Origin of the sequence: Rhizobium sp. BK661, from assembly GCF_024808825.1 — a bacterium.
Lineage (GTDB): Bacteria > Pseudomonadota > Alphaproteobacteria > Rhizobiales > Rhizobiaceae > Rhizobium.
In genome coordinates, this window is the sequence record NZ_JANTYT010000006.1 from 238,205 (window position 1) to 261,655 (window position 23,451).

Sequence of the window (23,451 nt, forward strand, 5' to 3'; positions counted from 1 at the left end):
TTAGCGGATTTGCCAAGCCTCGAAAAGATGCTCAACCTCTCGACAGGGATCCGACGCGGCGAAGCGCGTGGATCTGATTGTCGAGCGTGGGGACGAGCTCACCGCCGGTATGATCGGGCTCGACCGGCGGCGGCGCAGCAGCTTCAGCCTCACCGAAGATGATGGTGCAGTTGCGGCCGGCTGCCTTGGCGGCGTAAAGCGCGCGATCCGCCGCCGAAACCAGCTTGTCTCTATTTGCCTCGATGGAAGAGGCCATGGCGACGCCGATACTGACCGTGACCGGAATGATCGCATCGCCGGTACTGACGGGAACACGGCAGAACTCGGCACGGATCGATTCCGCCAGTGCTTCCGCTTCAGTTTGGTCGGCCACCGTCGTGAAGGCGGCGAACTCTTCCCCGCCCATGCGGCCGAAGACGCCGGCAGGAACGAATTGGCGGGCCATGCGAGCAAAGACCGTCAGTACGATGTCACCGGCCTGATGCCCGAACCGATCGTTGACGCGTTTGAAATGGTCGAGGTCGAAGAGCAGTACGGCGACCAGGCGGTTATTGTGGAATGCGCTCTCCTGAATGGCATCGAACCGTCCGAAAAGGCCACGTCGGTTCAACACACCGGTGAGGGAATCGGTGAGGCTGAGCATACGAAGATGCTTCTCCGAGCGCTCCATGATGAGAAGGCAGGTATGGGCGCATGCAAAGGTCAGCATGAAGCCCGTTGCCATGGCAGCGCCGCCGGCGAAATTGGCGGCTTCCGCGTCGGTTGGGCCGATGATTGCCATTGCCATTGCCATACCGAAGCATAGGAAACTCTGGAGCACGAAGATAACGCCGAGTGTTCGCCTGGAGCCTTCGTTGGGTTGGCCTGTCGCGCGGACTGCCATTGCAAGCGCGGTTGCGCCGGTGGCTGAGGCCAAGTTGTAGAGAATGACGCGATTGGTGTAGTCGTCGTTGACCCACGGCAGGAAGACGCCGCCCAGCCAAACAAGCGGCGGCAGGAATGCCCACCATTCGAGCTTGCGATGGTCAAGAGCCAGATACCCGGCAACCCATGCACTTTGTCCGCATAGCGCAATCGTGTTGCCGATCTCGATCGAGAGAATAGCGGGTATCTGCCCCCGCAACGCCACCATTGCGAAACCAACGCCACTAAGAAGAAAACCCATTCCCCAATAGAAATAGGTCTTGTTTCGGACGTTATGGCGCCAGGCCATGAACGCCACCAACGCGAGCGTCATGGCTTCCGAACACCAAATGGCTAATCCAGTCGTAACATTGAACACGGCAACACCCCTTGCATTGCGCGTATTGTTTCGGAAGAAGCTGGCAACTTCATTAATTGCGCTTCTCCCTTGGCGCATTTTTGCGTTGAGTTGGTGTTAGGCTTTCTGGTCTGTAAACGCAGCGCAGCCGCAAGCAGATTCAGAATTCGTTTATCCTGACGCCGACAAAAGCTGTGTGGCACTAGGATTGCAGCTCGCTCTTCACCATCGCTTGCATGAATGAACCTATATCGGGCGAAAAGCATTCGCTCTGCATTAGCCCTCTTGACGTTATCCGTCAGCGCGTCTTGAAGAGGAGGGCAGGGAAGTTCTATGTAGGGACAAGGCAATTTCTTTGATTCCCGGCCACAGCCGGCAGACGTTGACAAAGGACGCACATGAGAAACCCAGTCGATACCGCTATGGCCCTCGTGCCGATGGTTGTGGAACAGACCAATCGCGGTGAACGCTCCTACGACATCTATTCCCGCCTGCTGAAGGAACGGATCATCTTCCTCACGGGCCCGGTCGAGGATCACATGGCGACGCTCGTTTGCGCCCAGCTGCTCTTCCTCGAGGCGGAAAACCCGAAGAAGGAAATCGCGCTCTACATTAACTCGCCGGGCGGTGTCGTTACCGCCGGCATGGCGATCTACGACACGATGCAGTTCATCAAGCCGGCCGTTTCGACGCTCTGCATTGGCCAGGCCGCCTCCATGGGATCGCTGCTCTTGGCTGCCGGGCACAAGGACATGCGCTTCGCCACCCCGAACTCCCGCATCATGGTTCACCAGCCCTCGGGCGGTTTCCAGGGCCAGGCATCGGACATCGAGCGTCACGCCCGCGACATTCTGAAGATGAAGCGTCGTCTGAACGAGGTCTATGTCAAGCACACCGGCCGCACCTACGAGGAAGTCGAGAAGACCCTTGACCGCGACCACTTCATGGATGCGGACGAGGCTCAGGCCTGGGGTGTTATCGACAAGGTCCTGACATCTCGCATCGAGATGGAAGGCGATGCGGCCTAGTGAGAAGTAGGGATGGTGTTGTATCCGCCACAGTTCTATCTCATTTGTGATCGAACAAGAGAAGAAACCCGGTGGCGGGTGCAGCGATCTCAAGTATTAATGCTATGTTGAATTTTTATGACATAGCATCGGCAGTGGAAGGGGAATTCGTTGCCGCCGGAGCCAGGACAGCTTAGTTTGGACCGGTTCGTACCCCTTAACGGCCTTGGCCGGCTGGGGCTCCAAAGTTGGAGCAGGCCAATGAGTAGACCGTTATTTCACCTTGAAATACGGCGTGCTGGAAGGAAAGTGATATGAGCAAAGTCAGCGGCAGCAACGGCGGCGACTCTAAAAACACCCTGTACTGCTCCTTCTGCGGAAAGAGCCAGCACGAAGTCCGGAAGCTTATTGCCGGACCGACCGTTTTCATCTGCGATGAATGCGTCGAATTGTGCATGGACATCATCCGCGAGGAAAACAAATCCTCGATGGTCAAGTCTCGTGACGGCGTTCCCACGCCGCAGGACATCATCAAGGTCCTCGATGAGTATGTCATCGGCCAGCGCCAGGCGAAGAAGATCCTGTCCGTTGCCGTTCACAACCATTACAAGCGCCTCGCGCACGCCTCCAAGAACGGCGAAGTCGAGTTGGCGAAGTCGAACATCATGCTCGTCGGCCCGACCGGCTGCGGTAAGACCTATCTTGCCCAGACGCTCGCCCGCATCATCGATGTTCCGTTCACGATGGCCGACGCGACGACGCTGACGGAAGCCGGCTATGTCGGTGAAGACGTCGAAAACATCATCCTGAAGCTGCTGCAGGCTGCCGACTACAATGTCGAGCGCGCCCAGCGCGGCATCGTCTACATCGACGAAGTCGACAAGATCTCGCGCAAGTCCGACAACCCGTCGATTACCCGCGACGTGTCGGGCGAGGGTGTCCAGCAGGCGCTTCTGAAGATCATGGAAGGCACGGTTGCCTCGGTTCCCCCGCAGGGTGGCCGCAAGCATCCGCAGCAGGAGTTCCTGCAGGTCGACACGACGAACATCCTGTTCATCTGCGGCGGCGCGTTCGCCGGTCTCGACAAGATCATCTCCGCCCGCGGCGAGAAGACCTCGATCGGTTTCGGTGCGACGGTTAAGGCCCCGGACGACCGCCGCGTTGGCGAAGTGCTGCGGGAGCTCGAGCCGGAAGACCTGGTCAAGTTCGGTCTCATCCCGGAATTCATCGGCCGTCTGCCGGTCTTGGCGACGCTCGAGGACCTCGACGAGGATGCACTGATCCAGATTCTCTCCGAGCCGAAGAACGCGCTGATCAAGCAGTACCAGCGCCTGTTCGAGATGGAAGATGTGGAACTGACCTTCCACGAGGACGCACTTCGCGAGATCGCCCGCAAGGCGATCGTGCGCAAGACCGGTGCTCGCGGCCTTCGCTCGATCATGGAAAAGATCCTGCTCGACACGATGTTCGAACTGCCGGCGCTGGAAGGCGTGCGCGAAGTCGTCATTTCGGAAGAGGTGGCTCGCGGTTCTGCACGTCCGCTCTACATCTACGCGGACCGTCAGGACGAGAAGGCCAACGCTTCGGCGTAAGCCGTTAGAGATATCTTTACGATACGAACCGTGAATTTGAGGGGCTTGCCGTCGGCAGGCCCCTTTCTATTTCAAAACCAGTGCACGACCCTGATAAATCTTGCTAAAGAGGTCTGAAAGCACCTCTGCTGCCGTTGCGGTTTCTAACGTCCGTGGCAATTATGGAATGATTCCGTTGGTGTGTTTCGGCCTTGTGTGTTAGCCGGCGCGGAAGTGGCAAGCGCCGGTCCAGGCTGGTGCTCCAGAGTGAAGGTGTTCCGTTGTCGCATAGCTGTCATGTCCAGGGGGACGCCGGCCATGGCGCAGCTTGAAAAGCATAGTCAGAACCTCCACTTGTTGTCTCAAGTGGAGTGCGGCCCGGTTCTAGTGGCCGCGCCAGAAGAGCCCGGAAACGGGACGATGGAAAGGAAATAAAATGACGAAGAAAACGTCAGTTGCGAGCATCGCATATCCGGTATTGCCCCTGCGCGACATCGTCGTCTTCCCGCATATGATCGTGCCGCTGTTCGTTGGCCGCGAGAAGTCGATCCGTGCGCTCGAAGAAGTCATGGGGTCGGACAAGCAGATCATGCTCGTCACACAGATCAACGCGAGCGATGACGATCCTGAACCGTCCGCCATCCACAATGTCGGCACCGTCGCCAACGTGCTGCAACTGCTGAAGTTGCCTGACGGCACCGTCAAGGTTCTGGTCGAGGGTCGCGCGCGCGCCGAGATCGACGCCTACACCGATCGCGAGGATTTTTACGAAGCTCTGGGGCATGTTCTCGAAGAGCCGCATGACGATCCGGTCGAACTGGAGGCGCTGAGCCGCTCGGTGGTCTCCGAGTTCGAGAGCTACGTGAAGCTCAACAAGAAGATCTCGCCAGAGGTCGTTGGCGCCGCCAGCCAGATCGACGATTACTCGAAGCTGGCCGATACGGTTGCCTCGCACCTGTCGATCAAGATCACCGAAAAGCAGGAGATGCTGGAAACCACCAGCGTCAAGGCACGCCTCGAAAAGGCGCTCGGTTTCATGGAAGGTGAGATCTCGGTCCTTCAGGTCGAGAAGCGTATCCGCTCGCGCGTCAAGCGCCAGATGGAGAAGACCCAGCGCGAGTACTACCTGAACGAACAGATGAAGGCGATCCAGAAGGAACTCGGCGACGGCGAGGAAGGTCGCGACGAGATGGCCGAACTGGAAGAGCGCATCTCCAAGACCAAGCTGTCGAAGGAAGCCCGCGAAAAGGCCGATGCCGAGCTGAAGAAGCTACGGCAGATGAGCCCGATGTCGGCTGAGGCGACTGTTGTCCGTAACTATCTCGATTGGCTGCTCGGCATTCCGTGGGGCAAGAAGTCGAAGATCAAGTCGGATCTCAACAACGCCGAGAAGATCCTCGAAGCCGATCACTTCGGTCTTGACAAGGTCAAGGAACGTATCGTCGAGTACCTGGCTGTCCAGGCCCGTGCGACCAAGATCAAGGGCCCGATCCTGTGCCTCGTCGGCCCTCCGGGCGTCGGCAAGACCTCGCTCGCCCAGTCGATCGCCAAGGCGACCGGCCGTGAGTATGTCCGCATGGCTCTCGGCGGCGTTCGTGACGAAGCTGAAATCCGCGGTCACCGCCGCACCTATATCGGCTCGATGCCCGGCAAGGTCATCCAGTCGATGAAGAAGGCGAAGAAGTCCAACCCGCTCTTCCTGCTCGACGAAATCGACAAGATGGGCCAGGACTTCCGTGGCGATCCGTCGTCGGCTCTGCTCGAAGTGCTGGATCCGGCTCAGAACTCGACCTTCATGGATCACTACCTGGAAGTCGAATACGATCTGTCGGACGTGATGTTCATCACGACGGCGAACACGCTGAACATTCCGGCACCTTTGATGGACCGCATGGAAGTCATCCGTATCGCCGGCTACACCGAGGACGAAAAGCGCGAAATCGCCAAGCGGCACCTGCTGCCGAAGGCCATCAAGGAACATGCACTGCAGCCGAACGAGTTCTCGGTCAGCGACGACGCCCTGATGGCGATCAGCCAGCAGTACACCCGCGAAGCCGGTGTTCGTAACTTCGAGCGCGAATTGATGAAGCTCGCCCGCAAGGCGGTCACCGAGATCATCAAGGGCAAGACGAAGTCCGTTCATGTGACGGCCGAAAACATCGACGACTACCTGGGCGTTCCGCGCTTCCGCCACGGCGAAGCCGAACGCGAGGATCAGGTCGGTGTCGTTACCGGGCTGGCCTGGACGGAAGTCGGTGGCGAACTGCTGACGATCGAAGGCGTCATGATGCCGGGCAAGGGTCGTATGACCGTGACCGGCAACCTGAAGGAAGTCATGAAGGAATCGATCTCGGCGGCGGCATCCTATGTCCGCTCGCGCGCTGTCGATTTCGGCATCGAGCCGCCGCGCTTCGATAAGAGCGACATCCACGTGCACGTGCCGGAAGGTGCGACACCGAAGGATGGTCCGTCGGCCGGCGTTGCCATGGCAACCGCGATCGTCTCGATCATGACCGGTATTCCGGTCGACAAGAACGTGGCGATGACGGGTGAAATCACCCTGCGCGGCCGTGTTCTGCCGATTGGCGGTCTGAAGGAAAAGCTGCTGGCAGCGCTTCGCGGCGGCATCAAGAAGGTGCTGATCCCGGAAGAGAACGCCAAGGATTTGGCGGAGATCCCGGACAACGTGAAGAACAACATGGAGATCATCCCCGTGTCCCGCATGGGCGAGGTGATCAAGCATGCTCTGGTCCGCAGACCGGAGGCGATCGAGTGGGATGGCACGGTGGAGACGCCTGTCATCGCGACGGTCGAAGGGCTCGATGAAACAGGCGCAACCATAGCTCACTGAGCCATGTTTGCCACATTCGCGCCTAATTGCTTAAAAACCCTGAAAAGGCTGGCGTTTTCGCCAGCCTTTTTTTGTGAAATTGACCGGCGGACTCTTGCATTTCCTTGATTTGCAGGGTCTTTGGGGTGCGGCGGGCCTGATGAACTCTATTCTGCGCCTAGCTTATAGATTTGAGTCGTTTCGAACCATTTAGAAAGGGGTGGAAACATGAACAAGAATGAACTCGTGTCCGCAGTTGCTGAAAAGGCAGGACTCTCGAAGACTGACGCTGCTTCCGCAGTTGACGCTGTTTTCGAAGTTGTCCAGGCTGAACTGAAGGGCAAGGGCGACGTTCGCCTCGCTGGTTTCGGTAGCTTCACCGTTTCCCATCGCGCTGCCACGAAGGGCCGCAACCCGTCCACGGGCGCAGAAGTCGATATTCCGGCTCGCAACGTGCCGAAGTTCACGCCCGGCAAGGGCCTGAAGGACGCCGTCAACGGCTGATGTGAATTTGCTTGGCGGCCGGGCAACGAGACCGGCGGCACAAGTTTCGGAGGGTTCGGCCATGGCCGGACCCTTTTTGCATTTGGTGCCCTTGTCGGCACGCTGGGGATGCCTTACGAAATGCTCGTTCTCAGGGCGGGGTGAAAGTCCCCACCGGCGGTAAGAGCTTTGCTCGAGCCCGCGAGCGCCTCTCGTCGAAAATGTCGAAAGGGTCAGCAGATCCGGTGCAATTCCGGAGCCGACGGTTACAGTCCGGATGAAAGAGAATGAGCGGAACGGGCGAGGGCGGAATCCGTCCTGGCTGCAGTATTGCGCTCATGCGTCCTGATTTGTGTTGGTTTCGGAAAGAAAAACATGAATCAGACTTCCCCTACGTTTTCCGCTTCGCGAGCAATGGCCGGCGCTGCTTGGATGGTTGCCGCGGGCATCGCCTTCTCGATCCTCAATGTCGTCACGCAATGGCTGACAATGAAGCTCGCTTTCCCCGCCGCCTCGGCTGCCTTTTGGCAGTATGCCTTTGCGCTGGTCTTTTCGCTGCCCTTTCTCCGGCGCGTCGGTCTCCGGGCAATGAGGACGCGTTATCCCTGGCGACACATCGTACGCGTCTCCTTGGCGGCCTTTGGTGTGACCACTTGGGTCGCGGGGCTCGCGTCGGTACCAATCTGGCAGGCAATCGCGCTGGTGATGACCTCACCATTTTTCATCATCGTCGGCGCACGGATCTTCCTTGGGGAATACATTGGTTCCGCGCGATGGGCGGCGACAGCCACCGGTTTCGTCGGAGCGATGATTATTCTTCAACCTTGGTCAGACAGTTTCAGTTGGGCGGCGGTCCTGCCGATCGTTTCGGCACTTCTCTGGGGTGCGTCGTCACTTATCACCAAGAGCCTGACGGGTGTCGAGCGGCCGGAAACCATAACGGTCTGGCTATTGGCTCTTCTGACGCCGATCAATGGTGGACTGGCGATGGCCGCGGGCTTCAGTGTCCCGACCGGTACCACACTGCTGCTTTTTGCCGCGGCGGGTCTGCTGACCGTACTGGCGCAATATTTCCTGACGCTCGCCTATTCCACCGCCGATGCCGCTTACGTCCAGCCTTTCGACGATCTCAAGCTCCCGCTGAACGTTCTCGCCGGGTGGTTGGTCTTCGGCTACGCGCCAAGCGGCTATCTCTGGGTGGGCGCATTCCTCATCCTTGGGGCATCGCTCTTCATCATGCGGAACGAAATGAAGAAGGAGCAGGGGACCCCCCTGGCACCGTCAGAATAAGACAGCCGTGTCATTCCGGTGTCATGCCAATCCCGCAAAACCGCTCTGTTTGAATTCATGGGGGATTTCATGACAACTTTATCGCGCAAGACAGTGCTCGTTGCGGCGCTTCTTGCGACGGCCGCGTTTCCGGCCGCCGCAGAGCCCGTTTTCAACCGCATCGCAACCTTTCCGGTGGCATCCAACCTGCCCGAGGGAAAGGATAAGCTTTCGATCACGTCGGCTGAAATCATCACGGCCACCGACAACGGCATGACGCTGATCTACAGCGACAGCCCGCTCGGTGCGATCGGATTCGTCGACATTTCCAACGCCAAGGCGCCGAAGGCCGGTGGGGCGCTGATGATGGACGGTGAGCCGACATCGGTGACCTCCGCGGCCGGCAAGGCGCTGGTTGCCGTCAACACGTCGGAGAGCAAGGCAAAGCCATCGGGCCGCCTCGCGATCGTCGACGTTGCCACCAAGAAGATCGAAAACACCTGCGACCTCGGAGGACAGCCGGATTCGATCGCGCTCAACAAGGACAAGACGCTTGGCACGATTGCGATCGAAAACGAACGCGACGAAGACGTCAACGATGGCAAGATACCGCAGATGCCGGCAGGCGACCTTGTCGTGTTCCAGGTCAAGAACGGCGCCGTCGATTGCGGTTCGATCAAGCACGTGACACTGACCGGCCTTGCCGGGATTGCGCCGGAGGATCCGGAACCAGAATTCGTCTCCTTCAACGATCAGAACGAGATCGCCCTGACCCTTCAGGAAAACAACGAGATCGTCATCATCGATGCGGCGACCGCGGCGGTGAAGGCACACTTCTCTGCCGGCAGCGTCGATCTGACCGGCATCGATACGAAGCGCGACGGCGCGCTGAAGTTCACCAGCGAACTCAAGGGTGTCCTGCGTGAACCCGACGCCGTGAAGTGGTTGGACAACGACCGTCTGGTCGTCGCGAACGAAGGCGACTACCAAGGCGGTTCGCGCGGCTTCACGATCTTCGACAAGACAGGCAGGGTCCTCTACGAATCCGGCGCTTCGTTCGAGCGCGCGGTCGCCAATATCGGGCACTATCCGGACAAGCGCTCGTCCGCCAAGGGTGTCGAGCCGGAAGGTCTGGAGGTCGCGACCTTCGGCGGCCAGAAGTATATCTTCCTGCTTTCGGAACGCGCCTCGGTCGTCGGCGTCTTCAAGGATACCGGCGCCGAACCACAACTCGTCCAGATTCTTCCGTCGGGTGTGTCGCCCGAGGGAGGCGTAGCCGTGCCGTCCCGCAATCTCCTCGCCACCGCCAACGAAGTCGATCTCGGCAAGGATGGCGGCCCGCGGTCCCACGTCATGATCTATGAGCTCGGCGAAGGCGAAATGGCCTATCCGCAGATCGTTGCGGCCGAGAAGGATGGTAATCCCGTCGGCTTTGCGGCACTCTCCGGTCTTGCTGCCGTTCCGGAAAACCCGGGCCAGCTGTTTGCAGTCAGCGACAGCGTTCTCGGCATGCAGCCGACGATCTACACCATTGACGCAACCAAGAAGCCGGCCGTCATCACCGAAACGCTGACCGTCAAGCGCGATGGCCAGCCCGCGCAGAAGCTCGATATTGAAGGTATTGCCGTGGACGATAAGGGCTGGTTCTGGCTGGGCTCCGAAGGCAACAGCGAGAAGCTCGTGCCGCACGCACTGTATCACGTAAACCCGAAGGGCGAGATCAAGGAAGAGATCGCTCTGCCGAGCGAATTGACCGCCAACGAAATCCGCTACGGGTTCGAAGGCGTGGCGATCGTCGGTTCCGGTGACGACGCGACATTGTGGATGGCTGTTCAGCGCGAGTGGAAGGATGATGCGAAGGGTTTCGTAAAGCTCGTCTCTTACAACCCGAAGAGCAAGGGGTGGGGCGCCGTTCGCTATCCGCTCGACAAATCGGACGCAGGCTGGGTCGGCCTCTCCGAAATTTCCGCGCAGGGCGACAGCGTCTACATCATCGAGCGTGACAACCTTGTCGGTGACGCAGCCAAACTGAAGAAGCTCTACAAGGTCGCGGTATCGGATCTGAAGCCCGCCAAGCTCGGCGGCGAGCTGCCGCTCGTCAAGAAGACGGAAGCCCATGACTTCCTTCCGGAACTGAAGACCGCCACCAATGGCTATGTCCTCGACAAGCTGGAAGGCTTTACCTTTGACGCTTCCGGCAAGGCCTATGCCGCCACGGACAATGATGGCGTCGACGACTCCTCGGGTGAAACGCTGTTCTTCCAAGTCGACCTCGTCGGCACGAACTGAGATTGGTTGAGCTATGAAACAAAAATGGCCGGGTCTATGCCCGGCCATTTTTCTTGTGCTCGTTTGCCTTACCAGCGCTGGTGGACATGGGGAGCGACCAGCCGCTCGTAGATCTCGCGTGTGGCGTCCATCACTTCGTGAGAGAGGGGGGCGAGGCTCGCCGCCGCGGCATTTGCGCGTGCTTGTTCGGCGTTGCGTGCGCCGGGAATAACGACAGTGACGGCATCGCTCATCAGGATCCAGCGCAATGCGAAGGCCGCCATTGTCGCACCGGCAGGAACGAGCTTACGCACTTCCTCTACAGCCTGCAGGCCGACCTCGAAGGGGACCCCCGCGAACGTCTCGCCGACATCGAAGGCCTCGCCATGGCGATTGAAATTGCGGTGGTCATCGCTCGCAAATTTCGTCTCGCGGCTGATCTTCCCGGACAGTAGCCCGCTTGCGAGCGGCACGCGTGCGATAACGGCGATGTTCTTCCGCCGAGCCTCTTGGAAAAACAGGTGATCGGGCCGCTGGCGGAAAATGTTGTAGATGATCTGGATGCTGACGACCCCAGGATACTCGATCGCCTTCAGCGCTTCCTCGACCTTTTCGACGCTGACGCCGTAGCCCATGATTTTGCCGGCTTTCTGCAGCTCGTTCAGGCCCTCGAAGACCTCCTGACGATAGAGAACTTCGGTCGGAGGGCAATGCAGTTGCACAAGGTCGAGGCTTTCAACACGCAGGTTTTTCAGGCTTCGATCGATGAAGCCCTCGAGGTTGGCCTTGGTATAGCCCTCGGCGACATGCGGGTTGAGCCGGCGACCCGCCTTGGTGGCGACCATCGCCCGCTCACCGCCGCGGCCATCGAGAACGTCCGCAATGATCTTTTCCGACCGGCCGTCTCCGTAGACATCGGCGGTATCGATGAAGGTCATGCCGGCATCGAGCGCCGCGTTCAGCGCATCGCGGCCGTCGGCCTCGCTGACGTCGCCCCAGGCGCCGCCGATCTGCCATGCGCCGAAGCCGATATTTGTGACGGTATGGGGCAGGTGGCCGAAAGAATGCTGTTTCATGGAAACTCTCCGCGTGATGAAATGCCCCGGCACTAGCAGTCACCCCGACCACTAGCAAGCGCCTGAAGCGGAGATAGGGCGACGAGCCGCAAGCGTCGGCATTTCTTCGAACAGCGGCCTTGCCACACATCTATCGGTCACCGCTTGGTGACTGGCGGGCGGTCGGCGGAAACGCAAAGTTAGGGATGGAAGGGAAAATCAGATGGAGATCAAACCCTGCGGATCACGGCCCTCGATGAAGGCGCCCGCAGAATATTTCACCGGTTCGGTCCGTCAGGATCCCTTGATGGAGGCGCCGAGCCCGGCACGGGTGAGGGCGGTCAGCGTTACCTTCGAGCCTGGTGCCCGAACCGCCTGGCACACACATCCGCTCGGTCAGACGCTTATCGTCACCGCCGGAAAGGGTCTGGCGCAAACCGAAGGCGGCCCGCTTCGCGAGATCCGCGCGGGCGACACGGTCTGGTTTGCCCCGGGTGAAAAGCACTGGCACGGCGCAGCACCCGATACCGCAATGACCCACATCGCGATCCACGAAGCGCTGGACGGCAGCGCCGCCGACTGGATGGAACAGGTCAGCGACGAGGAGTACGCTGGAAAGGCGTGACGCGGATCAGAGGCGCTTCAGGCAATAGGAAAAGTGCGCGTGCGATTCGACCGTCAGGAACTCGAATTGCCAGCCATAATCCTTGCAGAACTTGGTGACCGCTTCGACGACGCCATAGACGATCGGCTTGACGGTGTTTCCAGTGCAGAAATCGTGCCCGGCGATTCTTCCGGTCCGCTTGACCTTCCGCTCGCAGAGCAGGAGTTCCTGCCAAGTAAGCTCGAAGGAATGATCGGTGTCGATATAGACCCAGTCGAGAAAGTCGTCGTCGAACTCGGCGAGCTTTTCGAGAGAGGTGCCCTGCATCAAGTGCAGTTGTCCACGTTCGATCTCGCTTCTGAACTGCGTCTGGATCTGATCCAGACCCGAGCTGTAGCGGTCCATGCTCCAGGGGTCGATCAGATAAAGCTGCGAAGGCCGATTCTTCTCCAGTATCTCAGCGGTATATTCTCCGAACGCCGCCCCGATCTCTAGGCCGATGCCACCATTGGGAATGCGATAGAGGAGCTCGCCGCGATCCGGCAGCAACCGCGCATTCTCCAAATGGTGTGCGCTCAACTGTGTGCGCGGCATGCTCGCTCTTTGTGCTTGCCGTTCCTCGCGTGTTTTCATGATGATGTCTCTGCTGCTTGTAGAATGCCCGGGACCGAGCCGCGGTCCTCCATATAGCGGGCCTCTCGGGCGATTGGCTACCCTCGATCGAGCCTGCAAGCTGCAAGCGGGGAGGGCGAGGAGCTGGGGAAACTGATCGTTAGCGCGCAGACCGAATGTCACTCTGTTAATAATGCACTGAATCTGCCCGCGGATTTTCGTTCTCCAAAAACAATTCGCGGAGTGTCATCGTTTTGTCTCCAAAGCTGCTTGACACTCAAATGCGAACCCCTTAGTTAGCCGCTCATCGAAGCGGCGAGGCTGCTTTGACACGGATGCGAAAGCTTCCGGATCGCTTGAAATGAATGCGGGTGTAGCTCAGTCGGTTAGAGTGCCGGCCTGTCACGCCGGAGGTCGCGGGTTCGAGCCCCGTCACTCGCGCCATTTCAAGGTACGCGCCAGTTGGCGCTTGGTCCGGTCCTTCTGTCCATCATGCGCGGGTGTAGCTCAGTCGGTTAGAGTGCCGGCCTGTCACGCCGGAGGTCGCGGGTTCGAGCCCCGTCACTCGCGCCATTCCTTCCCAAGCTGGGTATCTGCCCTCTCTATTCGCAGTCATGAACGATTGCCGTTTCGTTGTCGTCGCTTAGCTTTGGCTTTATCTTTTGCCGTGAGCCATGCAATATCCGGTGGGCTGGCATGCAGCCTGAATCAACTTGTGTGGATTTGTCGCGACATCATTGCATCTGCTTGATAATGTCGCGCCTCGACAGTCGAATTTGCTACTCTAAAAGTCTTGCGCCGTGGCGCTGCCTGCGCTAACCACGGCTCTGTTGCAACGCACGTTCGCTTGCCGGGCAATTGCCCACTAGCGCCTCCCGGCGCAGCCCGCAAGCAGGGAAGAACCTGATGACTGGACTGCTCAGTTCCTACATTCCGATCGCTATTTTCATTGGTATCGCCCTTGTCATCGGCCTGGCGCTGTTGATTGCGCCGTTTGCTGTTGCTTTCAAGGCGCCCGATTCGGAAAAGCTCTCGGCCTTCGAATGCGGCTTCAACGCATTCGACGACGCTCGTATGAAGTTCGATATCCGCTTCTACCTCGTGTCGATCCTCTTCATCATCTTCGACCTTGAAGTCGCCTTCCTCTTCCCGTGGGCAGTGTCCTTCGGTGCGATCGGTTGGTTCGGCTTCTGGTCCATGATGGTCTTCCTTGGCGTGCTGACCATCGGCTTTATTTATGAATGGAAAAAGGGAGCCCTGGAATGGGAGTAGCCCCAACCGACAAGGCGCTCGTGGCGCCGCATCCGAAAGGCGTCATCGACCCGGCAACGGGCAAGCCGATCGGCAGCGACAGTGCGTTCTTCGGCGAAATTAACGATGAGTTGGCCGACAAGGGCTTTCTTGTTACCTCGACCCGCGACCTGATCACCTGGGCCCGTACCGGCTCGCTGATGTGGATGCAGTTCGGTCTCGCCTGCTGCGCCGTTGAAGGCCTGATGCAGGTCTCCGGTCCGCGTTACGACATGGAGCGCTTCGGTGTTGCTCCGCGCGCCTCGCCGCGCCAGTCCGACGTCATGATCGTTGCCGGTACGCTGACCAACAAGATGGCGCCCGCGCTGCGTAAGGTCTATGACCAGATGCCTGAGCCGCGCTACGTGATCTCCATGGGATCCTGCGCCAACGGCGGCGGTTACTATCACTATTCCTATTCGGTCGTTCGTGGTTGCGACCGTGTCGTTCCTGTCGATATCTACGTGCCGGGCTGTCCCCCCACGGCAGAAGCGCTGCTCTACGGGGTGCTGCTTCTGCAGAAGAAGATCCGTCGAACCGGAACGATCGAGCGCTAAGGGCGGAGGACTGTCATGAGTGAAGCCTTGAGCGAACTGTCCTCGTATCTTCGTGAGATGCGTGGCGATCTCTTTCTTGATGCATCCATCAGCTACGACGAGCTGAACGCAACCGCTACGCCGGAAACGATTCTGGCGCTGCTGACGTTCCTGCGTGACGACGCGCGTTGCGGCTTTATCAGCATGATCGATATCTGCGGCGTCGACTGGCCACAGCGCGAAAAGCGTTTCGATGTCGTCTATCACCTCCTGTCGCCGAAGCAGAACCTGCGCATCCGCGTGAAGGTTGCCGTCGCCGATGGTGAGTCGGTTCCATCGGCTACATCAGTCTACAAGGGCGCCGAGTGGTTCGAGCGCGAAGCTTGGGACATGTACGGCATTCCATTCTCGGGCCATGCCGACCTGCGTCGTCTTCTCACTGATTACGGCTTCGAAGGTCACCCCTTGCGCAAGGACTTCCCGACGACCGGTTACGTCGAGGTGCGTTACGACGATGCTGCCAAGCGCGTCGTTTACGAGCCCGTCGAACTGAAGCAGGAATTCCGCAATTTCGACTTCATGTCTCCCTGGGAAGGCACCGAATACGTGCTGCCGGGAGACGAGAAGGCGGCGAAGTGAAGATGAGGCTCGGATTTCTTGAAGCCTCTCTGCTCGCCGTCTCATGCCAATTGCCAGCGCGGAGCGCGTCGCTATGACTGAACATAACGTTCGCAACTTTACGATCAACTTCGGACCGGAACATCCTTCCGCGCACGGTGTTCTGCGTCTCGTGCTCGAGCTCGATGGCGAAATCATCGAGCGCGTCGACCCGCATATCGGACTGCTGCATCGCGGCACCGAGAAACTGATCGAGACGAAGACCTACCTTCAGGCCGTTCCTTATTTCGATCGTCTCGACTACGTCGCGCCGATGAATCAGGAACACGCTTTCGCGCTCGCCGTCGAAAAGATGCTGAAGCTCGAAATTCCAATTCGCGGTCAGCTGATTCGAGTTCTGTACTCGGAAATTGGCCGAATCTTGTCGCACATCATGAACGTGACGACGCAGGCCATGGACGTCGGCGCGATGACGCCGCCGGTCTGGGGTTTCGAAGAGCGCGAAAAGCTGATGGTGTTTTATGAGCGCGCCTGCGGCGCCCGTATGCACTCGGCTTATTTCCGTCCAGGTGGTGTCCATCAGGACATCCCGCCGGAGTTGGTCGAGGATATCGGCAAGTGGTGCGACCCGTTCCTGAAAATCCTCGACGATATCGAAGGCCTGCTGACGGACAACCGTATCTTCAAGCAGCGTAACGTCGACATCGGCGTGGTGTCGCTGGCGGATGCCTGGTCGTGGGGCTTCTCCGGCGTCATGGTTCGCGGCTCGGGTGCAGCCTGGGACCTGCGTCGCTCGCAGCCTTACGAATGCTACAGCGATATGGAATTCGATATTCCGATCGGCAAGAACGGCGACTGCTACGACCGTTACCTGATCCGCATGATCGAGATGCGCCAGTCGGTTCGCATCATGAAGCAGTGCGTCGAGCGCCTCATGGGCAGCGCCAAGACCGGCCCCGTGTCGTCGATCGACGGCAAGGTCGTTCCGCCGAAGCGCGGCGAGATGAAGCGTTCGATGGAAGCGCTCATCCACCACTTCAAGCTTTACACCGAAGGCTACCACGTCCCTGCCGGCGAAGTGTACGCGGCCGTCGAAGCGCCGAAGGGCGAGTTCGGCGTCTACGTCGTCGCCGATGGCAGCAACAAGCCGTACCGCTGCAAGATCCGTGCACCGGGTTATGCTCACCTGCAGGCAATGGACTTCCTTTGCAAGGGCCACATGCTTGCGGACGTGACGGCCGTGCTCGGTTCGCTCGACATCGTGTTCGGCGAGGTGGACCGCTGATGAAGCTGCTGCCGCTTGTCGCGATCGTTCTTTTTGCTGCCTCCGGAGCCTTTGCCCAGGAGGTGGGTGGAATGGGTCCGAAGTTGGGCCAGGGCGAGGTGCAGCCGCCGGCGGCAAAGGCCTCTATGGGCGAGCTCTTGTCCAAGGGCTATGAAATCAAGGCCGCCGTTCCGAACGGCGGCAAGTTCGTTGTGTTTTTGCAAAAAGACCAGTCGGCCTACGCATGCGAGATGAAGTCTCTGACGGCATCGCAGTGCGGGACCATAAACTGACAAGGCGTGAGGAAGAATGTCCGTTCGTCGATTAGCCGAAGATCAATTCCAGCCAGCCGCGTTCGCCTTCAATGACGAGAACGCAGCTTGGGCGGATAAGACGATCCAGAAATATCCCGCAGGCCGTCAGCAATCCGCGGTTATTCCGCTGTTGATGCGGGCGCAGGAGCAGGATGGTTGGGTCACGCGTGCCGCGATCGAAAAGGTCGCTGACATGCTCGATATGGCCTACATCCGCGTTCTCGAAGTTGCGACCTTCTACACGCAGTTCCAGCTCGGCCCGGTCGGCACGCGCGCCCACATCCAGGTGTGCGGCACGACGCCCTGCATGCTGCGCGGCTCGGAAAGCCTGATGGCGGTCTGCAAGAGCAAGATCCACCATCATCCCTTTGAGCGGAATGCCGATGGCACGCTCTCCTGGGAAGAGGTCGAATGTCTTGGGGCCTGCGTCAACGCACCGATGGTGATGATTGGCAAGGACACCTACGAGGATCTGACGCCAGAACGCCTCGAGGAAATCATCGACACGTTTGAAGCTGGCAACGGCGCAAGCATCAAGGTCGGTCCGCAGATCGACCGTCACTTCTCATCGCCGGAAGGCGGTCCGACGTCGCTTTTGACCGAGGAGCCGAAGGCAAAGAAGGTTTCGGCCAAGAAGGCCGTCGAGGAAGCCGTTACGGCAAAGGTCGACGCGGCACCGGTTCCGCCATCTGAGGCAGCCCGTGCGAAGAGCACCGACGCCGAGACCAATGCCGCCCTGAAGACCCCGGTCACGGCTCCGAAGGCGGCTGCGAAGAATGCAAAGGCTGCGGAAGAGCAGCCGGCACCCGCCACGGCCGCGCAGGTTGCGGCGCCAGCCAAGCCGTCCCTGACCGACAAGAACCGTCCGGCTGGCATCGAAAAGCCCGCGACACTAGACGATCTGAAGATGATTTCCGGCGTGGGCCCGAAGATCGAGGCTACCCTGCATGAGATCGGCATTTTCACCTTCGCGCAGGTCGCGAGTTGGAAAAAGGCTGAACGCGAATGGGTCGACGGCTACCTGAATTTCAAGGGCCGCATCGAGCGCGACGACTGGGTCAAGCAGGCCAAGGCGCTCGCCAAGGGCGGCGAAGCGGAATATATCAAGGTCTTCGGTAAGAAGCCGCGGTAAGAGGTGAAGCATGTTACAAGATAAAGACCGCATCTTTACCAATATCTACGGCCTCAAGGACAAGTCCCTGAAGGGCGCCATGGCGCGCGGCCACTGGGACGGCACCAAGCAGATCCTCGAAAAGGGACGCGACTGGATCATCAACGAGATGAAGGCCTCTGGCCTTCGTGGTCGTGGCGGCGCCGGCTTTCCGACGGGTCTCAAGTGGTCCTTCATGCCGAAGGAAAGCGACGGACGCCCGCATTACCTCGTCGTCAATGCCGACGAGTCGGAGCCGGGCACCTGCAAAGACCGCGACATCATGCGTCACGATCCGCACACGCTGATCGAAGGCTGCGTGATCGCAAGCTTCGCCATGGGGGCGAATGCTGCCTACATCTACGTCCGTGGTGAGTACATCCGCGAGCGCGAAGCGCTCCAGGCCGCGATCGACGAGTGCTACGACTACGGCCTGCTCGGCAAGAGCAACAAGCTCGGCTATCCGATGGACATCTACGTCCACCACGGCGCCGGCGCCTACATCTGCGGCGAAGAGACCGCGCTGCTCGAAAGCCTCGAAGGCAAGAAGGGCCAGCCGCGCCTGAAGCCGCCGTTCCCGGCAAACATGGGCCTCTACGGCTGCCCAACGACCGTCAACAACGTCGAGTCGATCGCCGTTGCCCCGACGATCCTGCGTCGTGGCGCGACTTGGTTCTCCTCGATCGGTCGCCCGAACAATGTCGGCACCAAGCTGTTCATGCTCTCCGGTCACGTCAACAAGCCGTGCACCGTCGAAGAAGAAATGGGCATCACCTTCCGCGAACTCGTCGATCGTCATGCCGGCGGCATTCGTGGCGGCTGGGATAACCTGCTTGCCGTCATTCCGGGTGGCGCATCCTGCCCGATCGTTCCGGCCAAGGACATCATCGACTGCCCGATGGACTTCGACGGCCTGCGTGCGGTCGGTTCTTCCTTCGGTACCGCGGCCGCAATCGTCATGGACAAGTCCACCGACGTCATCAAGGCGATCGCTCGCATCTCGGCCTTCTTCAAGCATGAGAGCTGTGGTCAGTGCACTCCATGCCGTGAAGGTACTGGTTGGATGTGGCGCGTCATGGAGCGCATGGCCAAGGGCAACGCCCAGAAGCGCGAAATCGACATGTTGTTCCAGGTCACCAAGCAGATCGAGGGCCACACCATTTGTGCGCTCGGCGATGCTGCCGCGTGGCCGGTGCAGGGGCTGATCCGCAACTTCCGTCACGAGATCGAAGCACGGATCGACCAGTATACGGCGAGCGCACTGGATCACGGTGCTGTTCTGGAGGCTGCGGAGTAAGCGCGATGACGACGAAGGCATCGGACAGCATGAGAAAAGAGGGAGCGGCTGATTTTTCGGCCGACTTCGGTCGTCTTGCTGCCGAGATGCTGGAGAATGCCCGCGCGTTGCCGGTGCCGCCTGTGATGGTCAATCCGGCGGCGGCCATGGCTGCGGCGACGGCGATCGGCCTCGGCTTTTCGACGCAGATGGCGGGCGCATTCTTCGGAGCGCTGCAGGGTGCGTTCGACGCAACGAGCAAGTTTGCCGCCGTTCTCGATGAAACGCCGCCTGATGAGGCCAAGCCTGAAGTGGAAATCCGGCCGGAAAACGTTCGCCCGGCGCCTGCCACGAACGCCGCAACCAAGGTCAAGCTGTCGGTTGTTCCCGCGAAGCCGGATGTAAAGCCTGAAGTGGCGGCCAAGCCCGCTTCGCGCCCCCGCAAGTCCGACGATCTGAAGCAGATTTCCGGGATCGGCCCGAAAATCGAGCAGGTTTTGAACGCCAAGAGCATTCGCTCCTTTGCGGTGATTGCCGGCTGGTCTGACGAGGATGCGGCACGCATAGACGCCGAATTCGGTTTCGATGGGCGGATCGTCCGCGATGGCTGGGTTGCGCAGGCCAAGGCGCTTCTTGCCAAGGGGCGAAAGCGGAAGTGATTTTTCGGCCGAACGGCCGGAGCAAGGTCAAGGCTGAAGAGTGGAGGGCAGGGGTCCGAAACTGCAGAGGCCGAAAGCCGATCCCGGGTCTCGGGGTGGGCAGAGAATTTGAGCGACACCGATGCCAACGGGATAAGAATCCGGCCTGGCAGCGAAACTGTTGCAAAGTGGGTTTGTTTGCCGCCATCCGGCAAACGGAAAACAGGACTGAGTGACGATGGCAAAACTGAAGATTGACGGCAACGAGATCGAAGTCCCGGATCATTACACCCTCATTCAGGCGTGTGAGGAAGCCGGCGCTGAAGTTCCGCGCTTCTGCTTCCATGAGCGCCTTTCGGTCGCCGGCAACTGCCGCATGTGCCTCGTTGAGGTCAAGGGTGGCCCGCCGAAGCCGCAGGCATCTTGCGCCATGGGCGTGCGCGATATCCGCGGCGGCCCGAATGGCGAACTTCCTGAGGTCTTCACCAACACGCCGATGGTCAAGAAGGCCCGCGAAGGCGTGATGGAGTTCCTGCTGATCAACCATCCGCTCGATTGCCCGATCTGCGACCAGGGCGGCGAATGCGACCTGCAGGACCAGGCGATGGCCTTCGGTATCGACAGCTCGCGCTATCAGGAAGACAAGCGCGCCGTCGAAGACAAGTATATCGGACCGCTCGTCAAGACGGTCATGAACCGCTGCATTCACTGCACTCGTTGCGTTCGCTTCACGACCGAAGTGGCTGGCATCTCCGAACTCGGCCTGATCGGCCGCGGCGAGGACGCCGAAATCACCACGTACCTCGAGCAGGCGATGACCTCCGAGCTGCAGGGTAACGTCGTTGACCTCTGCCCGGTCGGCGCGCTGACCTCCAAGCCCTTCGCCTTCACGGCCCGCCCGTGGGAGCTGAACAAGACCGAATCGATCGACGTGATGGACGCCCTCGGTTCTGCAATCCGCGTCGATACACGTGGCCGTGAAGTCATGCGCGTACTGCCGCGCGTCAATGACCAGATCAATGAAGAGTGGATCTCCGACAAGAGCCGCTACATTTGGGATGGCCTGAAGACGCAGCGTATCGACCGCCCATATGTTCGCAAGGATGGCCGCCTGCAGGCAGCGACCTGGGGCGAAGCCTTCGGAACGATCAAGGCTGCCGTTGCTGCAACCAACGGCGAGAAAATCGGCGCGATTGCCGGCGACCTCGCATCCGTCGAAGAAATGTACGCCCTGTCGGAGCTCGTGAGGTCGCTGGGTTCCGAGAACCTCGACTGTCGCCAGGATGGGACGGCACTCGATCCGTCGCTCGGTCGCGCAAGCTACGTCTTCAACCCGACGATCGAAGGCATCGAACAGGCAGACGCGCTGCTGATCATTGGCGCCAACCCTCGTTTCGAGGCCGCCGTGCTCAACGCTCGCATCCGCAAGCGCTGGCGTCGCGGCAACTTCCCGATCGGCGTGATCGGTGAGGCAGGCGAGCTGCGTTACGACTACGAATATCTCGGCGCCGGCCCGGACACGCTGAAAGATCTAGCCGACGGCAGCCATGCCTTCGCGAAGGTTCTGACGGATGCCAAGAAGCCGATGATCCTCATCGGCCAAGGCGCTCTGTCGCGCGCCGATGGTGCTGGTGTTCTCGCAACTGCTGCAAAGCTTGCGGGCATTGTCGGCGCAGTCGTCGAAGGCTGGAACGGCTTTGCCGTACTCCACACCGCGGCATCGCGCGTCGGCGGCCTCGATCTCGGCTTCGTTCCGGGCGCAAAGGGCGTCAACGCTGCCGAAATGTTGTCGTCGATGGACGTTCTCTTCCTGCTTGGCGCCGACGAGCTTGATTTCGCTGCCAAGAAGGCAAAGCTGACGGTCTATATCGGCTCGCATGGCGACAACGGCGCCCACAATGCCGACGTCATCCTGCCGGCTGCGGCCTACACCGAAAAGTCCGGGACCTGGGTCAACACCGAGGGGCGCGTCCAGATGGGCAATCGCGCCGGCTTTGCGCCTGGCGATGCCCGCGAAGACTGGGCGATCCTGCGTGCGCTTTCCGACGTGCTCGGCAAGAAGCTTCCGTTTGATTCGCTTGGCGAATTGCGCGCAAGGCTTTACGCGGCATTCCCGCATTTCGCAGCACTTGATGAGATCGCCGAAAGCGACAGCGCCAAAATTGCCGCAGTCGCTAAAAAAGCCGGCAAGATGAATAAATCCGGGTTTGCGTCGCCGGTCAAAGACTTCTATTTGACGAACCCGATCGCGCGCGCCTCCGCCGTAATGGCAGAGTGCTCGGCATTGGCCCGCAACAACTTCAAAGTCGCGGCAGAGTAAGGGCAGGGGACTATGGAATCGTTTGTTTCAACTTATCTCTTGCCTGGCCTCCTTATGGTCGGTCAGTCGCTTCTTCTCCTCGTCTGCCTGCTCGTCTTCATCGCCTACATTCTGCTGGCGGACCGTAAGGTCTGGGCAGCCGTGCAGTTGCGCCGAGGTCCGAATGTGGTGGGGCCGTGGGGCCTTTTCCAGTCTTTCGCCGATCTTTTGAAGTTCGTCTTCAAGGAGCCGGTGATTCCGGCTGGCGCCAACAAGGCCGTGTTCCTTCTGGCACCGCTCGTGACGGTGCTGCTGGCGCTGTCGACCTGGGCTGTCGTGCCGCTGGCGGATGGCTGGGTGATCGCCAACATAAACGTTGGTATTCTCTACATTTTCGCGATCTCGTCGCTTGAAGTGTACGGCATCATCATGGGCGGATGGGCTTCGAACTCGAAGTATCCGTTCCTCGGCGCGCTCCGCTCCGCTGCGCAGATGGTTTCCTATGAAGTCTCGATCGGCTTCGTTATCGTCACTGTTCTGCTCTGCGTGGGTTCGTTGAACTTGACGGACATCGTCCATGCCCAGCAGTCCGGCCTCGGTACGCGCCTCGGTTTGCCGGCGTCGTTCCTCGACTGGCATTGGCTGGCGCTGTTCCCGATGTTCATCGTCTTCTTCATTTCCGCACTTGCCGAAACGAACCGCCCGCCTTTCGACCTTCCGGAAGCGGAATCGGAACTCGTCGCCGGCTTCATGGTCGAATACGGTTCCTCGCTCTACATGATGTTCATGCTCGGCGAATATGCGGCCATCGTTCTGATGTGCTCGCTGACGACGATCCTGTTCCTCGGGGGCTGGCTGCCGCCGGTCGACGTATGGTTCCTGAACTGGGTGCCGGGCGTCATCTGGTTTACGCTGAAGTCGTGCCTGGTGTTCTTCATGTTCGCGATGGTCAAGGCATTCGTCCCGCGTTATCGCTACGACCAGCTGATGCGCCTCGGCTGGAAGGTTTTCCTTCCGCTGTCGCTCGCCATGGTCGTAATCGTTGCATTCGTGCTGAAGCTGACGGGTTGGGCGTGATCATGCCGGCCCTCGTTTCAAGCAATATT

General features: G+C 59.7%; 20 protein-coding genes, 2 tRNA genes and 1 riboswitch. Of the genes, 19 read left to right on the plus strand and 3 right to left on the minus strand.

Annotated elements, in window-relative coordinates:
* Positions 1 to 31 precede the first annotated feature (31 nt).
* A complete protein-coding gene (locus FHX16_RS15590; RefSeq protein ID WP_259129406.1) occupies positions 32 to 1,237 on the minus strand; it encodes a GGDEF domain-containing protein in 1,206 nt (401 codons plus the stop codon).
* A gap of 422 nt (positions 1,238 to 1,659) precedes the next feature.
* Here FHX16_RS15590 and clpP point away from each other — a divergent pair, with 422 nt between their 5' ends.
* The 6 genes from clpP to FHX16_RS15620 all read left to right on the plus strand — a co-directional run bounded on the left by clpP (position 1,660) and on the right by FHX16_RS15620 (position 10,710).
* A complete protein-coding gene (gene clpP / locus FHX16_RS15595; protein WP_016553598.1) occupies positions 1,660 to 2,289 on the plus strand; it encodes an ATP-dependent Clp endopeptidase proteolytic subunit ClpP in 630 nt (209 codons plus the stop codon).
* Between the two features lie 293 nt (positions 2,290 to 2,582).
* Positions 2,583 to 3,860, plus strand: coding sequence for an ATP-dependent Clp protease ATP-binding subunit ClpX (gene clpX, locus FHX16_RS15600; RefSeq protein WP_016553599.1), 1,278 nt, complete (start codon positions 2,583 to 2,585; stop codon positions 3,858 to 3,860).
* Between the two features lie 415 nt (positions 3,861 to 4,275).
* Entirely contained in the window at positions 4,276 to 6,690 is a 2,415-nt protein-coding gene (lon, locus tag FHX16_RS15605) for an endopeptidase La (RefSeq protein WP_183756846.1), read from the plus strand.
* Positions 6,691 to 6,897: 207 nt separating this feature from the next.
* A complete protein-coding gene (gene hupB / locus FHX16_RS15610) occupies positions 6,898 to 7,173 on the plus strand; it encodes a DNA-binding protein HupB (protein ID WP_007531759.1) in 276 nt (91 codons plus the stop codon).
* 122 nt (positions 7,174 to 7,295) lie between these two features.
* Positions 7,296 to 7,445, plus strand: a riboswitch (FMN riboswitch).
* A gap of 82 nt (positions 7,446 to 7,527) precedes the next feature.
* On the plus strand, positions 7,528 to 8,442 hold the full coding sequence (locus FHX16_RS15615) for a DMT family transporter (RefSeq protein WP_183859218.1): 915 nt from the start codon (positions 7,528 to 7,530) through the stop codon (positions 8,440 to 8,442).
* A gap of 69 nt (positions 8,443 to 8,511) precedes the next feature.
* Complete coding sequence (locus tag FHX16_RS15620; RefSeq protein ID WP_246712539.1) at positions 8,512 to 10,710, plus strand: esterase-like activity of phytase family protein; 2,199 nt, start codon at positions 8,512 to 8,514, stop codon at positions 10,708 to 10,710.
* A 68-nt stretch (positions 10,711 to 10,778) separates the two neighbouring features.
* On the opposite strand, the gene FHX16_RS15625 is transcribed toward FHX16_RS15620, so the two are convergent.
* A complete protein-coding gene (locus FHX16_RS15625) occupies positions 10,779 to 11,765 on the minus strand; it encodes an aldo/keto reductase (RefSeq protein WP_183859215.1) in 987 nt (328 codons plus the stop codon).
* 202 nt (positions 11,766 to 11,967) lie between these two features.
* Here FHX16_RS15625 and FHX16_RS15630 point away from each other — a divergent pair, with 202 nt between their 5' ends.
* Entirely contained in the window at positions 11,968 to 12,369 is a 402-nt protein-coding gene (locus tag FHX16_RS15630; RefSeq protein ID WP_183859213.1) for a cupin domain-containing protein, read from the plus strand.
* 6 nt (positions 12,370 to 12,375) lie between these two features.
* Here FHX16_RS15630 and FHX16_RS15635 read toward each other — a convergent pair whose 3' ends face one another.
* Positions 12,376 to 12,981, minus strand: a complete 606-nt coding sequence (locus tag FHX16_RS15635; RefSeq protein WP_183859211.1) for a class I SAM-dependent methyltransferase — start codon at positions 12,979 to 12,981, stop codon at positions 12,376 to 12,378.
* A 346-nt stretch (positions 12,982 to 13,327) separates the two neighbouring features.
* Here FHX16_RS15635 and FHX16_RS15640 point away from each other — a divergent pair.
* From FHX16_RS15640 to nuoH, 12 genes are all read left to right on the plus strand, one after another.
* A tRNA-Asp gene (locus FHX16_RS15640) sits at positions 13,328 to 13,404 on the plus strand.
* 52 nt (positions 13,405 to 13,456) lie between these two features.
* A tRNA-Asp gene (locus tag FHX16_RS15645) sits at positions 13,457 to 13,533 on the plus strand.
* Positions 13,534 to 13,866: 333 nt separating this feature from the next.
* Positions 13,867 to 14,232 carry an NADH-quinone oxidoreductase subunit A gene (locus FHX16_RS15650; RefSeq protein ID WP_016553607.1) on the plus strand — a complete coding sequence of 122 codons (366 nt, stop codon included), beginning with the start codon at positions 13,867 to 13,869 and terminating at the stop codon, positions 14,230 to 14,232.
* On the plus strand, positions 14,223 to 14,807 hold the full coding sequence (locus FHX16_RS15655) for an NADH-quinone oxidoreductase subunit B family protein (protein ID WP_016553608.1): 585 nt from the start codon (positions 14,223 to 14,225) through the stop codon (positions 14,805 to 14,807). Before FHX16_RS15650 ends, FHX16_RS15655 begins: the two co-directional genes overlap by 10 nt.
* A 15-nt stretch (positions 14,808 to 14,822) precedes the next feature.
* Positions 14,823 to 15,425 carry an NADH-quinone oxidoreductase subunit C gene (locus tag FHX16_RS15660; protein ID WP_183859209.1) on the plus strand — a complete coding sequence of 201 codons (603 nt, stop codon included), beginning with the start codon at positions 14,823 to 14,825 and terminating at the stop codon, positions 15,423 to 15,425.
* A gap of 73 nt (positions 15,426 to 15,498) precedes the next feature.
* The gene (locus FHX16_RS15665; RefSeq protein ID WP_183859207.1) at positions 15,499 to 16,689 is read left to right on the plus strand and encodes an NADH-quinone oxidoreductase subunit D; all 1,191 of its coding nucleotides are present in this window, start codon (positions 15,499 to 15,501) and stop codon (positions 16,687 to 16,689) included.
* Positions 16,689 to 16,961 (plus strand): hypothetical protein, encoded by a 273-nt coding sequence (locus tag FHX16_RS15670; RefSeq protein WP_183859205.1) that lies wholly within the window; start codon positions 16,689 to 16,691, stop codon positions 16,959 to 16,961. Before FHX16_RS15665 ends, FHX16_RS15670 begins: the two co-directional genes overlap by 1 nt.
* Positions 16,962 to 16,977: 16 nt before the next feature.
* Positions 16,978 to 18,114 (plus strand): NADH-quinone oxidoreductase subunit E, encoded by a 1,137-nt coding sequence (locus FHX16_RS15675; protein WP_183859203.1) that lies wholly within the window; start codon positions 16,978 to 16,980, stop codon positions 18,112 to 18,114.
* A gap of 10 nt (positions 18,115 to 18,124) precedes the next feature.
* Positions 18,125 to 19,429 (plus strand): NADH-quinone oxidoreductase subunit NuoF, encoded by a 1,305-nt coding sequence (gene nuoF, locus FHX16_RS15680; RefSeq protein ID WP_114712316.1) that lies wholly within the window; start codon positions 18,125 to 18,127, stop codon positions 19,427 to 19,429.
* 5 nt (positions 19,430 to 19,434) lie between these two features.
* Positions 19,435 to 20,067 (plus strand): 5' DNA nuclease, encoded by a 633-nt coding sequence (locus FHX16_RS15685; protein ID WP_183859201.1) that lies wholly within the window; start codon positions 19,435 to 19,437, stop codon positions 20,065 to 20,067.
* 217 nt (positions 20,068 to 20,284) lie between these two features.
* Positions 20,285 to 22,366, plus strand: a complete 2,082-nt coding sequence (nuoG, locus tag FHX16_RS15690) for an NADH-quinone oxidoreductase subunit NuoG (protein WP_183859199.1) — start codon at positions 20,285 to 20,287, stop codon at positions 22,364 to 22,366.
* A 12-nt stretch (positions 22,367 to 22,378) separates the two neighbouring features.
* A complete protein-coding gene (nuoH, locus tag FHX16_RS15695) occupies positions 22,379 to 23,422 on the plus strand; it encodes an NADH-quinone oxidoreductase subunit NuoH (RefSeq protein WP_016553616.1) in 1,044 nt (347 codons plus the stop codon).
* Positions 23,423 to 23,451: the final 29 nt, after the last annotated feature.

What these genes read in the sequence shown, in the direction of transcription:
- FHX16_RS15675 (WP_183859203.1), top strand. Translation starts at nt 16,978, where the DNA reads ATGTCCGTTCGTCGATTAGCCGAAGATCAATTCCAGCCAGCCGCGTTC.
- clpX (WP_016553599.1), top strand. Translation starts at nt 2,583, where the DNA reads ATGAGCAAAGTCAGCGGCAGCAACGGCGGCGACTCTAAAAACACCCTG.
- nuoG (WP_183859199.1), top strand. Translation starts at nt 20,285, where the DNA reads ATGGCAAAACTGAAGATTGACGGCAACGAGATCGAAGTCCCGGATCAT.
- FHX16_RS15655 (WP_016553608.1), top strand. Translation starts at nt 14,223, where the DNA reads ATGGGAGTAGCCCCAACCGACAAGGCGCTCGTGGCGCCGCATCCGAAA.
- FHX16_RS15650 (WP_016553607.1), top strand. Translation starts at nt 13,867, where the DNA reads ATGACTGGACTGCTCAGTTCCTACATTCCGATCGCTATTTTCATTGGT.
- FHX16_RS15635 (WP_183859211.1), bottom strand. Translation starts at nt 12,981, where the DNA reads ATGAAAACACGCGAGGAACGGCAAGCACAAAGAGCGAGCATGCCGCGC.
- FHX16_RS15660 (WP_183859209.1), top strand. Translation starts at nt 14,823, where the DNA reads ATGAGTGAAGCCTTGAGCGAACTGTCCTCGTATCTTCGTGAGATGCGT.
- nuoF (WP_114712316.1), top strand. Translation starts at nt 18,125, where the DNA reads ATGTTACAAGATAAAGACCGCATCTTTACCAATATCTACGGCCTCAAG.
- clpP (WP_016553598.1), top strand. Translation starts at nt 1,660, where the DNA reads ATGAGAAACCCAGTCGATACCGCTATGGCCCTCGTGCCGATGGTTGTG.
- FHX16_RS15630 (WP_183859213.1), top strand. Translation starts at nt 11,968, where the DNA reads ATGGAGATCAAACCCTGCGGATCACGGCCCTCGATGAAGGCGCCCGCA.
- FHX16_RS15590 (WP_259129406.1), bottom strand. Translation starts at nt 1,237, where the DNA reads ATGACGCTCGCGTTGGTGGCGTTCATGGCCTGGCGCCATAACGTCCGA.
- FHX16_RS15615 (WP_183859218.1), top strand. Translation starts at nt 7,528, where the DNA reads ATGAATCAGACTTCCCCTACGTTTTCCGCTTCGCGAGCAATGGCCGGC.
- FHX16_RS15665 (WP_183859207.1), top strand. Translation starts at nt 15,499, where the DNA reads ATGACTGAACATAACGTTCGCAACTTTACGATCAACTTCGGACCGGAA.
- hupB (WP_007531759.1), top strand. Translation starts at nt 6,898, where the DNA reads ATGAACAAGAATGAACTCGTGTCCGCAGTTGCTGAAAAGGCAGGACTC.
- nuoH (WP_016553616.1), top strand. Translation starts at nt 22,379, where the DNA reads ATGGAATCGTTTGTTTCAACTTATCTCTTGCCTGGCCTCCTTATGGTC.
- FHX16_RS15620 (WP_246712539.1), top strand. Translation starts at nt 8,512, where the DNA reads ATGACAACTTTATCGCGCAAGACAGTGCTCGTTGCGGCGCTTCTTGCG.
- FHX16_RS15685 (WP_183859201.1), top strand. Translation starts at nt 19,435, where the DNA reads ATGACGACGAAGGCATCGGACAGCATGAGAAAAGAGGGAGCGGCTGAT.
- FHX16_RS15625 (WP_183859215.1), bottom strand. Translation starts at nt 11,765, where the DNA reads ATGAAACAGCATTCTTTCGGCCACCTGCCCCATACCGTCACAAATATC.
- FHX16_RS15670 (WP_183859205.1), top strand. Translation starts at nt 16,689, where the DNA reads ATGAAGCTGCTGCCGCTTGTCGCGATCGTTCTTTTTGCTGCCTCCGGA.
- lon (WP_183756846.1), top strand. Translation starts at nt 4,276, where the DNA reads ATGACGAAGAAAACGTCAGTTGCGAGCATCGCATATCCGGTATTGCCC.